The organism is Massilia phosphatilytica, from assembly GCF_977014125.1.
The window spans coordinates 1-14,676 of the sequence record NZ_CDRNIL010000120.1; the positions used below are offsets into that span (position 1 = coordinate 1).

11 protein-coding genes, 1 tRNA gene and 4 pseudogenes are annotated in these 14,676 nt (G+C 66.4%); 7 read left to right on the forward strand and 9 right to left on the reverse strand.

Features of this window, described 5'->3' with window-relative positions:
• The 4 genes and pseudogenes from ACWNCF_RS04080 to ACWNCF_RS04095 all read right to left on the reverse strand — a co-directional run.
• Positions 1-2,378: xanthine dehydrogenase family protein molybdopterin-binding subunit (locus ACWNCF_RS04080; RefSeq protein WP_449406120.1), on the reverse strand; the 2,378-nt coding region annotated here is incomplete at its 3' end.
• Between the two features lie 102 nt (positions 2,379-2,480).
• Positions 2,481-3,264: pseudogene (locus ACWNCF_RS04085) on the reverse strand (3-hydroxybutyrate dehydrogenase).
• Positions 3,248-4,393, reverse strand: a complete 1,146-nt coding sequence (locus ACWNCF_RS04090) for a patatin-like phospholipase family protein (protein WP_449406121.1) — start codon at positions 4,391-4,393, stop codon at positions 3,248-3,250. The pseudogene ACWNCF_RS04085 and the gene ACWNCF_RS04090 overlap by 17 nt, the downstream one beginning before the upstream one ends.
• Before the next feature lie 87 nt (positions 4,394-4,480).
• A complete protein-coding gene (locus ACWNCF_RS04095) occupies positions 4,481-4,984 on the reverse strand; it encodes a carboxymuconolactone decarboxylase family protein (protein WP_449406122.1) in 504 nt (167 codons plus the stop codon).
• Between the two features lie 180 nt (positions 4,985-5,164).
• Here ACWNCF_RS04095 and ACWNCF_RS04100 point away from each other — a divergent pair, with 180 nt between their 5' ends.
• Positions 5,165-5,824 (forward strand): NUDIX hydrolase, encoded by a 660-nt coding sequence (locus tag ACWNCF_RS04100; protein ID WP_449406123.1) that lies wholly within the window; start codon positions 5,165-5,167, stop codon positions 5,822-5,824.
• Between the two features lie 282 nt (positions 5,825-6,106).
• A pseudogene (locus ACWNCF_RS04105) lies at positions 6,107-7,232 on the forward strand (hypothetical protein).
• A gap of 92 nt (positions 7,233-7,324) precedes the next feature.
• Here the strand turns inward: ACWNCF_RS04105 and ACWNCF_RS04110 are convergent.
• From ACWNCF_RS04110 to ACWNCF_RS04120, 3 genes and pseudogenes are all read right to left on the reverse strand, one after another.
• Positions 7,325-8,419, reverse strand: a complete 1,095-nt coding sequence (locus tag ACWNCF_RS04110) for a PHA/PHB synthase family protein (protein ID WP_449406130.1) — start codon at positions 8,417-8,419, stop codon at positions 7,325-7,327.
• 163 nt (positions 8,420-8,582) lie between these two features.
• A pseudogene (locus ACWNCF_RS04115) lies at positions 8,583-8,921 on the reverse strand (hypothetical protein); the annotation flags it as partial.
• Positions 8,922-8,932: 11 nt separating this feature from the next.
• Positions 8,933-9,100: pseudogene (locus ACWNCF_RS04120) on the reverse strand (hypothetical protein); the annotation flags it as partial.
• A gap of 129 nt (positions 9,101-9,229) precedes the next feature.
• Between ACWNCF_RS04120 and ACWNCF_RS04125 the strand changes: the two are divergent.
• The 3 genes from ACWNCF_RS04125 (at position 9,230) to ACWNCF_RS04135 (ending at position 12,351) form a co-directional block, all read left to right on the forward strand.
• Positions 9,230-9,302: transfer RNA gene (locus ACWNCF_RS04125), tRNA-Cys, on the forward strand.
• A 502-nt stretch (positions 9,303-9,804) separates the two neighbouring features.
• Positions 9,805-11,031, forward strand: a complete 1,227-nt coding sequence (locus ACWNCF_RS04130) for a XylR family transcriptional regulator (RefSeq protein ID WP_449406124.1) — start codon at positions 9,805-9,807, stop codon at positions 11,029-11,031.
• Positions 11,032-11,124: 93 nt separating this feature from the next.
• Positions 11,125-12,351, forward strand: a complete 1,227-nt coding sequence (locus tag ACWNCF_RS04135; RefSeq protein ID WP_449406125.1) for a helix-turn-helix domain-containing protein — start codon at positions 11,125-11,127, stop codon at positions 12,349-12,351.
• Positions 12,352-12,527: 176 nt separating this feature from the next.
• On the opposite strand, the gene ACWNCF_RS04140 is transcribed toward ACWNCF_RS04135, so the two are convergent.
• Positions 12,528-12,740, reverse strand: a complete 213-nt coding sequence (locus ACWNCF_RS04140) for a hypothetical protein (protein WP_449406126.1) — start codon at positions 12,738-12,740, stop codon at positions 12,528-12,530.
• Between the two features lie 23 nt (positions 12,741-12,763).
• Here ACWNCF_RS04140 and ACWNCF_RS04145 point away from each other — a divergent pair, with 23 nt between their 5' ends.
• Positions 12,764-13,282 carry a TonB-dependent receptor plug domain-containing protein gene (locus tag ACWNCF_RS04145; protein WP_449406127.1) on the forward strand — a complete coding sequence of 173 codons (519 nt, stop codon included), beginning with the start codon at positions 12,764-12,766 and terminating at the stop codon, positions 13,280-13,282.
• Positions 13,279-14,040 (forward strand): hypothetical protein, encoded by a 762-nt coding sequence (locus ACWNCF_RS04150; protein WP_449406128.1) that lies wholly within the window; start codon positions 13,279-13,281, stop codon positions 14,038-14,040. The genes ACWNCF_RS04145 and ACWNCF_RS04150 overlap by 4 nt, the downstream gene beginning before the upstream one ends.
• Positions 14,041-14,306: 266 nt before the next feature.
• Here the strand turns inward: ACWNCF_RS04150 and ACWNCF_RS04155 are convergent.
• Positions 14,307-14,676: helix-turn-helix domain-containing protein (locus tag ACWNCF_RS04155; RefSeq protein WP_449406129.1), on the reverse strand; the 370-nt coding region annotated here is incomplete at its 5' end.

A 14,676-nucleotide genomic window follows, 5' to 3' on the forward strand; every position in this document is an offset into this window, starting at 1 on the left:
AGCTCGACGAGCGTGCCGATCGCGCTGTAATAGGTCACGCCGGCGTTGTTGCGCTGCGCGGCCGGAAAGAAGACGTTGCGCCGCCCGATGACGGTGAACTTGTCGGTGCCGCCGTAGCGCACCGCGAGGCCGTCGAGCGGACGGCGCACGGTCTCCCCATGCACGTCGAAATCCGCCTCGGCCCACTGCCAGCGGTTGAACGCGTGGCCGACGGCGGCCGTCACCAGCTGGAGTTCGTGCGCCTTGCTGGCCAGCTGCTCCAGCGACAACGGTTCCATGCCGTTGGCGGTGAGCTTGCCGTTTTCCCAGCGCGCATCCTCGCGCCGCACGACGTACGACGCCGCCTGCCCGCCGGCGTAGCCGCCCGACCAGATGGCCATCGCGGCCGGCCAGATCCCGTGTTCGAACACGACCCTGGCCGTCTCGCTCGTGCCGTGCGAGAAGAAGTACGCCGAATTGGAGGCGCTGGACGGCGACACGGCCGCGGGCGTCCACATCGGGTCCCTCGCGAACTTGTCCTGTTCCGCCTGCTTGATCAGGTAGGTGTCGCCGCTGGTCGTCAGCGGCAGCTCGTCCCACTCGGTGACGGCCGTGCGCACGCTGTCGGCCGGCCGCCCCAGCCAGCGCGCGCACACGACGGCCTGGGACGTCGCCATGCCGGTGCCGATATCGACGCCGATGTGATGCAGCGCGATGCGTCCTTCGGGCGACAATTCCACGCGCGCGAAGATCGCTTCGGCGCCGGTGCCGAAATCTTTTTGCACGCAGGCGAACCCGACGCCGTAGCGCTGGCCAGGATGGGCGAGCTCGTAGGCCTGCTTGCGCTTCGCCCGTTCGGTCCACAGCGGATGCAGGCGCGCCCGTTCCAGCACCTCGTCGGCACGCACGGCGCCCGCGGGAACGGCGCCCTGCGTGTTCTTCATGCCCGACTTCAGCACGTTCTTCAGGCGCAGCTCGATCGCGTCGATGCCCAGCATCTGGGCGATCTCGTCGACCGCCATTTCGGTCGCATTCATGCTTTGCAGCGTGCCGTAGCCGCGCGCCGAGCCGGCGTCGACGGCGCGCGAGTAGACGGCCGTCGTCGTGCAGTCGTTTTTCGGAAAATAATAGATCGATTGCGCGGCGGTCGCGGCGACCATCGCGACCGATGGCGAGAAATTCGCGCGCCCGCCGCCGTTGGCTTCGAAGTCCGTCTTGAGGGTCTGGAACAGGCCCGTTTTCCGGTCGACGGCGATCTCGTAATGCATCTTGAAGCTGTGCCGCTTGAGCGCCGTCTGAAAATGCTCGAAGCGGTCGTTGGCGAATCGGACCGGGTTGCCGTCGCCGTACAATGCCGCGACCAGGCCGTAATACGGGACGTTGCAGTGGTCCTTGGAACCATAGCCGACCGTGTAGCAGGGATGGATGAACAGCTGCTTCAGCGGAAACCGGCTTTTCTTCACCATCTCGACCGCCGCGGTCATCACTTCCTGCGGGGACTGCGTGGCCAGCACGAGATGCAGCGATTGCGTCGCGGCGTCGTACCAGCCGTTCGCGTTGTCCGGTTCGAGGGCGGACGTATCGGTCGACTGCGAAAAGTAGTCGCGTTTCAGGATCAGCCAGTCGCCCGGCGGCGCGGCCAGTTCCTGCGCGATCCGCTCGCCGTAGGCAATGCCGTCCGGCCCCTGGTCCTTCAGGGTCACATCGGTCTTGCGCGGTACCTTTTTTTCGGAGGGAAAAAGCGGGCTGTTCTTGAGACTGGAGAACGCGTCGTCGTCATAGGGCGTGCCGCCGCCCACGCGCACATAACGGAATGCGCCCCACGGGTCACGCTGCTGCGGCGCGGCCGGATCGCCGTACACGACGACCCGTTCCTGGAATTGCACCTTGTTCTTGGCGAAGCGAAAACGGTTGAAATCGTGATAGATCAGGATCGCGACCGCATGGCCCAGATAGGCCGCCTGCTTGCCCGCCGGGAGCAGCATGTCGTCGCCGTAGAAATCGGGAAACCGCAAGCCGTCGCGCGCGAGGTCTTCCGCGGTCACGATGCGGTCCGGCTTGAGGTCGGGGTCGAGCAGGGCGAGATCGAGGCCGGTAAACAGGCGATCGGTACGCGTGGCGCGCACGAAGAACGCGTGGGCCTGCTGTTGCGGCCAGTGCGGCATGTTGCGCGCGCGGATATCGTAGGCAAATACCTTCTTGCCCGTCACCTTTGCCGTGCCGTCGATCCGGAAACGTGCCGGACCGGCGGCGCCATCGGGCTTCACCGGCGTCAGGATGTTTTCCTCGAACAGCGCGGAGAGGGCGTCGCCGTGCAAGGGCGCCAGCCAGACGCCGACCCCGGCGATCACGGTGAACTTGATGAATTTTCTACGGGAAGACCGAACACCATTATCCATGACCGCGCGCCCGCCTAGAATGCCAGCTTATTTTTTCTGGGTAACTCGTTTTGATAGAAAGTATATTCATAACGAATTTGGACGGGCGCACGGCTGACGCCGTCATTGCATGAACCACCCGTGGCTGACGACGATGGACTGGCCCGTCAGCGCGTTCGACGGGAAGGTCGCGAGGAACAGCGCCGTGTGCGCGACGTCCTCGACGGTCGTGAATTCGCCGTCGACCGTCTCCTTCAGCATCACCTTTTTCACGACGTCGTCCTCGCTGATCCCGAGTTCCTTCGCCTGCTCCGGGATCTGCTTTTCGACGAGCGGCGTGCGCACGAAGCCGGGGCAGATCACGTTGGCGCGCACGCCGTGGGCCGCGCCTTCCTTGGCGACGACCTTGGCCAGCCCGACGAGGCCGTGCTTGGCCGCGACGTACGGCGCCTTCAGCACGGACGCTTCCTTCGAGTGCACGGACCCGCATGTAGATGACGGTGCCGCCGCGGCCCTGCGCATACATCCGCTTCAGGCAGGCGCGCGTCGTGAGGAAGGCGCCGTCGAGGTGGATCGCGAGCATCTTCTTCCAGTCGGCGAACTTGAATTCGTCGACCGGCGCGACGATCTGGATGCCGGCGTTCGACACCAGCACGTCGATGCCGCCGAGCTTGTCGGCCACGAGGGCGATGCCGGCGTCGACCTGTTCTTCGTTGGTCACGTCCATCGCGACGGCGACGACGCGCGCGCCGGACGGATCGAACTCGCGCGCGACGGCCTGCGCGGCGGCGAGATTGAGGTCGGCGATGGCGACCTTGGCGCCGTGGTCGAAATAGGTCCTGGCGATTTCCTTGCCGATGCCGCTGGCGGCGCCGGTGACGACGGCGACTTTATCCTGCATGTTCATGGTTGTCCTTGTCGGAAGAGGGTAGGGGGATGGGGTGCGTGGGCGCGGTCAGGAAATCGTGGAGGGCCGGGTTGTCCTCGAGGCGCGGCAGCCTGAAGATCTCCTTGTGCGCCAGCGTCTTCGTGGCGTCCGCGTAGCCGGCCTGCCAGTGCTCCGTCATGGTCCGGCGCGAGAATTCGAAGTCCTTGTACTGGCCTTCGTACGTGGGCGAGCGGTACACGAGTTCGACGATGTTGTAGAGCGCGCGGTCGGACGCTTCCGCCAGCAGCCTGGCCTGCGGCGTGGCGGCCAGCGCCGGCGGCATTTGCGCCAGCAGTTCGTTGAACGCCGTGCGCAGCTTTTCGGTGCGGCGGAACGCGTCGGTGGCGTTGCGCGTGCGGCTCGAGTACTGGATCTCCTTCATGCGCGTGGCGACGCCGGCGAGATCGTTCGGCACCTCGCCGCGCGCGCTCCACAGGTCCACCTGGAACACGAGCGTGTGCAGGCGCGAGCGCGCCGACAGCACCCAGTCGAGCGGCGTGTTCGATACCATGCCGCCATCCCAATAGCGTTCGCCGTCGATCTCGATCGCGTCGAAGCCGGGCGGCAGCGCGCCGCTGGCCATGACGTGTTCGGGGCCGATGCGTTCGCTCGCGTTGTCGAAGTAGGCGAAGTTGCCGGTCCTGACGTTGACGGCGCCGATCGACAGGCGCGTCTCGCGCGCGTTGATGCGGTCGAAGTCGACGAGGCGTTCCAGCGTCGCGCGCAGCGGCGCCGTGTCGTAGAAACTGGTCGCGCCGGCGCCGGGCCACGTGAGGAACGGCGGCGGCAGGCGCGGCTCGAAGAAGCCGGGCACGCCCTGCACGAGGACGCGGCCCGCCGCGAGCTGGTTGACCCAGGCATGCAGCGTGTCGACGAGCGGCACACCGGTCCACGTGTCGCCGACGATGCCGTCGCCGCCGCCGCTGACCAGTTCCCAGAACTCGCGCAGCCGTGGCACGCGGTCCTGGCGCGCATTGCCGGCGATGATCGCGCTGTTGATGGCGCCGATCGAAATGCCGGACACCCAGGTGGGCTCGACGCCCGCTTCCAGCAGCCGCTCGTACACGCCGGCCTGGTAGGCGCCGAGCGCGCCGCCGCCCTGCAGCACGAGGGCGATGCTGTCGAACTCGGTGGCGCAGGGCTTCGGTGCTCGGCGGGCGCTCGCGTACCCTCGTGCAGCATGCTTTCGTCGCGCTTATTCACGTTCCGGCACCGGTACGTTGAAACCGTTCAGCGTCGTCGACACGAGCGCGTACAGGCCGACCAGGTAGATCAGCTCGTTGGCGCCGTGCTGGCCGAACGTGGCGACGGCCAGCCGGTACAACGGTTCCGGGAGGACGCCGCCGCGCGCGAGGGCGTACGAAAAGTCGAATGCGACGTTTTCCTGCGGCGTCAGGTCGGTGGGCTTCTGGCCCGCGACGAGCGCCGCGAGCCGCGCCGCGGACATGCCTTCGTGTTCGGCGACGGCGACGTGCGCATACAGTTCGTAGGCCGCGTTGTAGCGGGCGCCGACGACGAGGATCGCGATCTGGCGCGCGTTGTCGGGCAGGGCTGCATTGGCCGTCATCGCGAGCGTGAGGTCCCAGATCGCCTTGCCGATCGCGGGTTCGTGCAGCCACGGGTTCCAGGGTCCCATCAGGGCGCCGTCCTCGCGTTCGGACTTGAAGGCGTTGAAGTTGCTGGCAATGCCTTTACGCATGTGGTCGTAAAGGCTCTTTTGTTCGACACTGAGTTCGGCCGGTGGGATCAGGGGTAGGCGCAATGGTTTCCTCGTTGAGTCAATATGAAGGCGAGGCAACGGCGGTAGCGCGTGCATCGCGTCGCCTCGTCCGCCATTCTGGCAAATTGCGCATGAGGCCGCCGTTCGATTGGATGATATGTGCAATGTTTACGCGGCAGCGCTGCTATAGTCGGCGCCATCGCAACGACGCTCGACACGGACATGGACACGACCTGGACCTGGCATCCGCAACCGGACGACGACGGCCGCAAAGTGCGCCTGCACGCGCCGTCGTGCGAAGCGAACCTCGACGGCCTGGCCGATCCGCAGGCCGCGCTGACCTTCGTGCCCGGCAGCGTGTGCGCCGGCATGCTGGACGGCGTGCCGCTGGCCCCGTGCGCGCGGGCGACCGTCGACGACGCCTGCCGCCGCACGGGCGCCGCGCCGGCGTTCGACGAACCACCTTTCGTGCTGCCGGCCGGCAGGCACGCGGCGGCCGGCGCCGTCGTGCGCGAGGCGGACGGCCGACTTGGCTCGTGGCGCCGTCGAACGCGTTCGGCGGCTATACGGCCGACGTTTCCCAAGGGGCGCGTCGAACCGGGGCTGACGCTGCAGGCGACCGCCATCCGCGAGGTCTGGGAAGAATCCGGCCTGCACGTGGAACTGACGGCCTGGCTCGGCGACTTTTCCCGCACGCAGACGTTCACGCGCTTCTACGTCGCGCGGCGGATCGGCGGCCACCCGGCGCAGATGGGATGGGGAATCGCAGGCGGTCCACCTCGTCACGCCGGCGCAGGCGCGGCTGTTGCTGAACCGTGACACGGATCGGACCGTGCTGGACGCGCTGCTCGAGGGGTGACGCCGGCCGGCGCCGGGCTTTGGGCAGCGGGCGGCCGCACGGACGGCTTCCGGCGTCGACCGGTGCGTTTGAGCCCGGTCAAAAGCGGTACGGGATATGCAAGACAGGCTCAGCCTTTCCAAACTGTAATGTTCGCGGCGGACATCTTAATTTTCGCCTGAGTTTCGCGGCGTACCGTGATTGTTGCGTATCGGAAGCATTTCTTGCCCTTTCTCTCGTCCTTTTTTAGAGGCCGTTGCACCGTGAAGTTAGCCGCGTTCCCGGAACTCGCCCCGCCGCAAACAGGTGGCCTTGACCTCATCCCGGATGATCCGGTGCAGCGCCGCAAGGTACTGGACAAGCTGGATGAGCTCGCTTTACTGCCTTATCTCGCCCCCACCGGGCCCGGCCGCGGGTTCGCGCTGTCGACGGAGGCCGCGCACGCCCTCGTCGACGATGGCGACACGCTGAACCTGTGCCGCGACCTCGGCCTCGACACGGCCGCGAATCTCGTCCACCTCGAACGCGAAATCGTGCTGGCGCTGCTCGCCGCGCCGCGCACGCTGCGTTTTGCGAGCGCCGCCGAGTTCCTGTCGGCCATCGCGATCCGCCGCAACATCGTCGTCGCGGCGCGTGCCACCCCAGCTCGCGTTCGGTACGGCCGAAGCGAACCGCCCGCGGAGCCACTGGACGTATGACGAGGACCGCGGTTTCACGATCCTGCCCGGGCAGCCGTTGATCGAAGCGCTCACGCTCGCCACCCAGCCGGACGCGGGCAATGGGCAGATGTACGCGTTTTCCTGCTACCGTGCGAGCGAATACGTGATGCTGCTCGGGATTGCCCGCGAACTCGAACGGGTCGATCCGCCGCTGCTGGCCGCCCTGCAGCGCCAGTGGGAGACGAGTGCCATCCAGTCGGGCGCCTTCCACGACGTCTTCCTGGTCGAGTACGGTTCCCTCGAAGCGCCGCTGCCGCCGCGCTATTACGTGCCGGGCGATCGCGTCTGGTTCCGCAATCCGGATGCGCTGTCGTCCGATGCGTCGGGCTATGAAGGTTCGTGGGTGATTTACCTCGGCAATGGCCTGTTCAGCAATTTCTGGCAGCGCGACCGGCCCTACAGCCTGGTCGCCAAGTGCCTCGAAATGTATCACTGGCGCCACGGCACCTATGTCGATGCGGAGGGCGACCTGCGCATGAACGAGGCGATCGTTGACGCGAAGGTGGCGGAAACGGCGGCCAACCCTGCCGCGCTGGCAACGGTCGTCGCGCGCATGTCGCGCCTGCGCGATGGCCGCGGCATTTATGCGGACGGCGGCTGCATCGATTTTTCGCGCGAATTTGCGCGCAACGTCTGTCCGGGAACGGCAAGCATCGCCTTGCCGGACTGACGCCCCCCGGACCGCGCCCATCGGAGGAAGGGCGCCGATGGCCGGGAGCGCGCCGCGGCGGGGTGCGCAGCCGCTGCGCCCGTCGGCCAGGCTCATGGCTGCAGCACGTAGTGGCCGGGGGCGTCGCGCAGGGTGCGGCCCTCGGGAGGCGGCGCCACCCACGGACCGGCGAGCCGCGCCAGCCAGTGCTCCCAGGCCGGCCACCAGCTGCCTTCGCGTACACGGGTTTCGGATTGCCAGCTGTCGGGATCGACATAGGGACCGTCGTGCTCGTGCGTACTCATCTGGTAGCTGCGGCCCAGCTTGCCCGGTGGCGATACGACACCGGCGTTGTGCCCGCCCGAGGTGAGCAGGAATGTCACCTGCGTGTCGCTCAGCGGAATGATCTTGTAGACGGAACGCCACGGCGCCACGTGGTCGGTCATGGTGCCGACCGCGAGGATGGGGACGTGGATGTCGGTCAGCGACACGGGGCGCCCATCGACGAGGTAGCGCGCGCTGGCCAGGCTGTTCTGCAAAAACAGGTTGCGCAGGTATTGGGAATGCATGCGGAAGGGCATGCGGGTCGCGTCCGCATTCCACGAGGCCAGGTCGTTGTCCTTGTCGGGAATGTCGAGCAGGTAGTGGCGCAGGCGGCGCGACCAGATCAGGTCGTTCGAGCGCAGCAGCTGGAAGGCGCCGGCCATCTGTCGCGTGTCCAGGTAGCCCTGCTGCCACATCACGGCTTCGAGAAAGCTGACCTGGCTCTCGTCGATGAACAGCGACAGCTCGCCCGGCTCGGTGAAGTCGACCTGGGCGGCGAGCAGGGTCATGCTGGCCAGCCGCTCGTCGCCGTCGCGCGCCATCGCCGCGGCGGCGATCGCCAGCAGCGTGCCGCCCAGGCAATAGCCGCATGCGTTGACCTGGGGCGCGCCGGTCTCGCGCACGACCGTGGCCAGCGCCTCCATCACGCCGTGGCGGCGGTAATCCTCCAGCGACAGGTCGCGGTCGTCGGCCCCCGGATTCTTCCATGAAATCATGTAGACCGTATGGCCGTGCTCGACGAGGTAGCGGACGAGCGAGTTCTGCGGGGAGAGGTCGAGGATGTAGTACTTCATGATCCAGGCCGGCACGACCAGCAGCGGCACGGCGTGGACCTGTGGCGTGACGGGATCGTCGCGCAGCAGCTCGACGAGGTGGTTTTCCATGACGACCTTGCCGGGCGTGACGGCGACATCGCGTCCGGGACGGTGGCTGACGGGCGCCGTCGTGCCGGCCAGCGCGCCGCGTGTCGGTGCCGAAGCCGGGCCGCTGTACGAGGTTCTGGCCGCCGCTGGCAAACGTGACCTGCTGCACCACCGGGTTGGTGGCGATGAAGTTCGACGGCGCGACGCCGTCCAGCAATTGCCGGGCGACGAAGGTGACGACGTCGCCGTGGTGCGACGACACGCCGCGCACGCCGCTGGTGGCGCGGTGCCACCACTGTTGCGACAGCAGGAAGCCCTGGCTGAGCTGGTTCCAGGGCCACGCATGCCCAGCGGATCGTCGAAACGCTTGTCCTGCGCCAGCGGTTGGACGGGCTCGGCCGGCGTGCCGAACATGGCGCTGGCGCTGTACTGCAGCCAGCGCTGCAAGTTGCTCACGGCCTGCACGCCCAGCTCCATCTGCTTGGCGGGCGACAGCAGCAGGTGGCTGGCCCAGTCGAACCAGGCGCCGGCCAGCGCGGCCGGCGAGACGTAGCCGGTCGCGCGGCCCAGCGCGGCGTTCAGCGCCAGGTCGACGTGGGCGTGCTCGACGCTGGTCTCGGGATAACGCGGCCGCGGCCCGCCCTGCCACGTGCTGGCTTCGCGCCGCTGCTCGCTCGGCGGGATCTCGGACAGAATGTTCATGGCGTGCGGGTTCCTTTCGAAGGTACATGGCCGTTTGACCAGGATTCCACCGCTTGGTGCCGCGCGCGGGCGCGAGATTGCTTGATGCAGCGCAGGATGGAACGCAGCGGTAAACGTACTATCGTCTTCGGCGAGGTAGCAAAGCGGTTATGCGACGGCTTGCAAAGCCGTTCAGACGTCCGTTCGACTCACGTCCTCGCCTCACGATCTCCTTTCCATTTCCCTCCCGAATGACCGCAGCCCCGCCCCCTGCCGGACGGTGCCGGACACTGCCGGTCTGCCCGTGACCTGGCGACGTTCGTTGTCATTTGCACACGTCGCGTCGATGTCGTGCCGGTCGGTTCCACGTCAGCGGTTTCGTCAAATCCATCGCCATCGACAGCAAGGTCGAGGTCGACCCGGCCGGCCGATGCCGTCGCGCCGGTGGCCACCGCCACGCTATCCCTCAGGAAACTCCTGGAACGCGCGCCGGTGGATGGCCGGCGCGCGGGCCACGCCGTTCCCCCGGCCCAAATAACATTTTTTGTACGCGAAACTTCAACTTTTCGCATCGTCGTAGGAATCGAAAAGAATACTGCACGTGGGTTTCGGTCGCCGATCCATATACTTTGCGGCGTACGTGCACGCGGTCGGCTCCCCCGGCATCCCGGCACGCGACGCACAAACAGACGTCCGAACAGGATGCAACGTGGAGACAACCGCATATGCAAGTCACGAAAGCGCATCGTATTGCTTTGTTATTCAACGCCAACAAAATGTTCGACCGCGAGGTGATCGCGGGCATTGCCGCCTATCTCGCGAGCAAGCGGGCAGCGTGGGAACTGTTCGTGGAAGACGACTTCCGTCTGCGCCTTCCCAGCCTCGCGCGCTGGGAAGGGGATGGGATCATCGCCGATTTTGACGATCCGGCGGTGGAGCGGGCCTTGTCCAAAAGCCACATTCCGGTCGTCGGCGTGGGCGGATCGTACGCGGACGAAGCCGATTATCCGGCCGATGTACCCTATGTCGCGACCGATAATTTCAAGCTCGTCAACCTTGCGTACACGCACCTGATCGATGTGGGCCTGCGCAGTTTCGCCCTGTTTTCCTTGCCGGACGCGATGGAAAACCGTTGGGCGCAGGAGCGCGAAAAGGCGTTCCGCAGCCTGATGCAGCGCGACAAATTCGACGTCGAGATCTACCGCGGCGAAGACGCGCAGGGGCTGTCCTGGGACGAGACCGTCGCGCGCCAGGTCGAATGGCTGCGCAGCCTGCCGAAGCCCGTCGGCATCATCGCCGTCACCGATGCGCGCGCCCGGCAACTGTTGCAGGCTTGCCAGGTTGCTAATATTTCGGCGCCGGAGCAGGTGGCCGTGGTCGGCATCGACAACGATCCCATCGCGCGCATGCTGTCGTGTGTGCCGCTCAGTTCGGTCATCCAGGGTGCCAACGAGATCGGGCGGACCGCGGCCCGCATCTTGCACCAGCTGATCGATGGCACTTATCTGGAGTGCAAGCGCATCCTCGTGCCGCCGGCCGGGATCAATGTGCTCGGTTCGAGCGGGCACCAGCCCATCAAGGACCCGCGCGTCATGCGCGCCCGGCATTTCATCCGCCAGTACGCGTGCCAGGGGATCAAGGGCGACCAGGTGGCCGACTACGTGGGCGTGTCCCGGTCCACCCTGGAGTTCCATTTTCAGCAGGCGTTGGGGTGCAGCGTGCACGACGAGATCCTGCGGTTCAAGCTCGACGCGGCGACGGCGCTGCTGGCGCGCGGCGAATGCAGCGTGACCGAGGTGGCGCACCGTTGTGGTTTTACTACGGTGCAGTATCTGCTCGCGGTGTTCAAGCGCGAGCTCGGCTGTACCCCGAGGGAATACCAGGAACGCTTGCGGCGCGGCGCGGCGGCGCCTGCCGGCAGCACCGCCGCGGAGCCCGCGCTGGCATCGTAGCGCACGCGACGCCGGCCGGCGCGCCAGGCTCGCTGCTCGACAAAAACACCTGCCACCTGTCATTATATTGACGATAACGGTCATCCGGCCGGCATGGCGTCGCAGACGGCGCCTGTCAATGAGTGTTTGTCGAGATTGCAATACGTAATGCAGAGTTTTTATAACAAGGCAATTGCATGGTTGCTTTGCCTGGTGGTGGCGAGCGTTCTCATCGGCAGTGTCTGCCTGCGCTGCACCTATATTCACCTGGCCCTGTTGCCTGCCGCCGACAGCGGCTTGCGGTGGCGGAGCGAAGCCAGCTCCGACATACCGTTCAACGGGCGCTCGACGGTCAGGATGACGGACGATGCCGCCACGCTGAGCTTCGAATTCAAGGTCGTGAAGGCCGCGTATTACCCGTTCGCGAAAGTGGAACTGGCGTTTCGCGATCGCGCCGGCAAGCCCGCGTTCGTTGACCTGTCGCGCTACAGCGCCGTTGCCTTCGACGTCAAGTGCACGCCGGCCAATACGCTGGCGTTCGGCCTCGTCATGTTCGAGGACCAGGTGTCCGTCCTGGGCAAACCCGACACCTATCGCTTGCCTTATGCCTACTTCTTTTGTAACGAGAACGGCGAGCATATCGAACTCGACCTGGCGCATTTGCGGACCGACCAGTGGTGGTACGACACGTACAAGCTGAATCTGTCGCGCCAGGACTACCGGCTGGACAAGATCGCCAAGCTCTCGTTCGGCAGCACGTTCCAGAGTCCGTTCGACACCGTGTCCAAGGTCCAGGTCAGGCAATTGACCCTGCTCGGCCGCGACATGCGCTACCTGTACCTGTTCGCGCTGTTCATGCTCATCGCCTGGCCCGCGTATGGCGTGTGGTTCTTCCGGCGCCATACCCGGGCCCTGCTCGGCGAGGTGAAGGACAAGATGCGCCGGGACATTCCCCTTGTCGCCTACCAGCAGCTGTCGCAGGACATGCACCGGGACAAGGAGCAGAGCGCCATCCTGCGGTTCATGGCGACGGAGTACGTCAACCCGGAACTCGACGTCGAGACCATGGTGAACCGGCTCGGCGTCGGCCGCAACAAGATCAACGAGATCCTCAAGGCGGAGCTGGGCTACACGTTCTCCACGTACCTGAACAAACTGCGCCTGACCGAGGCCGCCCGCCTGCTGGGCGAGAAGGAAGACACCAGCGTGGCGGAGATCGCCTATTCGGTGGGTTACCGCAACGTGTCCTACTTCAACAAGCTCTTCAAGGAAGAGTACGGCTGCACGCCCAAGACGTTCCGCAAGCTGCGTGGCGACACGCCGGCCGACGCCGGATCGTAACACCGCTGCCGCCCGCGCCCTGCGGGATTTCGCCGGCCGGTTGACGGATTTCGTTGTGGCCCGGCCGGGCGCGCGTTCGTAGAATGGTGCCGTCGCCTGAGCCGACAGCGGCGACGTTCGGCCCGCGCGGCCGCGGGCGCGGCGCCGGCACCTCGTCCCACCGAACATCGTTGTCATCATCTCCTCCCCGCGATCGAGTGGGTTCGGGGCGGCCTCGGCCGCCCTTTTTTGCGCCGCGGCGCCATGAACGGCCCCTTGTTTTCATTGGGTGTTTGAGGAAATTCGTCATTGTCGCGCGACGGCGCGGCACGCAGAATGAAATGGATCGGCATGCGACCGATCCGACGCGGCGCGCGGCACACTGGCGCCGCGGCCGCGACTTCATCCAAGACGAAAACGGAGACGGAACAACGTGAAGAATACGAACAAGACAGCGATCGCCATCGGTGTCGCGCAGCTCGTCCTGATGGCGAGCGGCGCCGCGTTCGCGCAGAGCGAAACGACGACCGTGGTGGTCCACGGCCAGCGCGGGGCGCTGGAGTCGGCCCAGAACATCAAGAAGAATTCCGACGAGATCGTCGACTCGGTGGTCGCCGACGACATCGGCAAACTGCCCGACAAGTCGGTGACGGAGGTGCTGCAGCGCGTGGTCGGCGTGACGATCGACCGCACGCTGAACCGCGTCGACCGGCCGCAGGGCGTGGGCGACGGCATCGCCCACTTCGCCGCCGAAGGCGCCGCCGTGTCGATCCGCGGGCTCGGGGCGGGGCAGGTGCGCTCGGAATTCAACGGCCGCGACGCGTTTTCCGCCAATGGGGGGCGCGCGCTGAGCTTCGAGGACGTGCCGCCGGAGCTGATCGCCCGTCAAGGACATCTACAAGAAGAACCCGTCCGCAGGAACAGATCGAGGGCGGTATCGGCGGCCTGGTGAACCTGCGTACCGCGCTGCCGTTCGATTCGAAAGGCCGCAAGTTCGCGTTCTCGACCGACGTCTCGGGCTCGTCGCTGCGCAAGAAGACGTCGCCGCCATCGCTGTCCGGCCTGTATTCGGACCGCTGGGACACGCGCTTCGGCCAGGTCGGCGTGCTGATCGACCTCGCGCATTCGAAGATCGAGACCCAGAGCGACAGCCTGTCGATCAGCCCCTACATCTCGCGCGACGACCTCGTCGCCGGCGACAGCACGCGGCGCTGGATCACGGCGGGCGCCGGCTGGGGCCAGAACACCTTCGAGCGCACCCGCGACGGCCTGTATGGCGCGGTGCAGTGGAAGAAGGGCAACCTGATGTCGTACCTGACGTTCCTGCGCTCGAAGTACAAGATGCACACGGGCGAGAACTCGTATTTCGGCGGGACCAATCCAGCCACCGTGTCGCTGGACCCGGGCGCCACGTTCGACGACCGCGGCGCCCTGTTGACCGGCACGCTGCACGATGCGACCAACGGCGGCCCGGGCTTCGGCACGGGCCTCGGCTTCGGCACCGACGCGCGCTCGAGCGGCCGCGACTCGGACACGCGCGACCTGTCGTGGTCGGGCACGTGGCGCGCGCCAGCGACGCGTGGACCTTCAAGGCCGACCTGCAGCACGTGCAGGCGAAGACCGCCGGCTACGACAACACGGTCGGCCTGGGCGGCTGGGTGCCGGGGCAGGCGGTGGACCTGCGCGGCGGCCTCCCGACCTTCTCGTTGAGCAGCGCCTCGCGCGCCTACCTGGCCGACCCGGACCATTATTACTGGGGCTTCACGCAGGTGCACCGCGACGTCGCGACGGCGAAGATGATGACAACGATGTTCGGTGGGACGAGGTGCCGGCGCCGCGCCCGCGGCCGGCGGGCCGAACGTCGCCGCTGTCGGCTCAGGCGACGGCACCATTCTACGAACGCGCACCAGGCCGGGCCGCAGACGAAATCCGTCAACCGGCCGGCGAAATCCCGCAGGGCGCGGGCGGCAGCGGTGTTACGATCCGGCGTCGGCCGGCGTGTCGCCACGCAGCTTGCGGAACGTCTTGGGCGTGCAGCCGTACTCTTCCTTGAAGAGCTTGTTGAAGTAGGACACGTTGCGGTAACCCACCGAATAGGCGATCTCCGCCACGCTGGTGTCTTCCTTCTCGCCCAGCAGGCGGGCGGCCTCGGTCAGGCGCAGTTTGTTCAGGTACGTGGAGAACGTGTAGCCCAGCTCCGCCTTGAGGATCTCGTTGATCTTGTTGCGGCCGACGCCGAGCCGGTTCACCATGGTCTCGACGTCGAGTTCCAGGTAGACGTACTCCGTCGCCATGAACCGCAGGATGGCGCTCTGCTCCTTGTCCCGGTGCATGTCCTGCGACAGC

Bases quoted from the DNA above. Each gene is read 5' to 3' on its own strand.
- ACWNCF_RS04130 (WP_449406124.1), top strand. From the start codon at position 9,805: ATGCAAGTCACGAAAGCGCATCGTATTGCTTTGTTATTCAACGCCAAC.
- ACWNCF_RS04110 (WP_449406130.1), bottom strand. From the start codon at position 8,419: ATGGAAAACCACCTCGTCGAGCTGCTGCGCGACGATCCCGTCACGCCA.
- ACWNCF_RS04095 (WP_449406122.1), bottom strand. From the start codon at position 4,984: ATGCGTAAAGGCATTGCCAGCAACTTCAACGCCTTCAAGTCCGAACGC.
- ACWNCF_RS04135 (WP_449406125.1), top strand. From the start codon at position 11,125: ATGGCGTCGCAGACGGCGCCTGTCAATGAGTGTTTGTCGAGATTGCAA.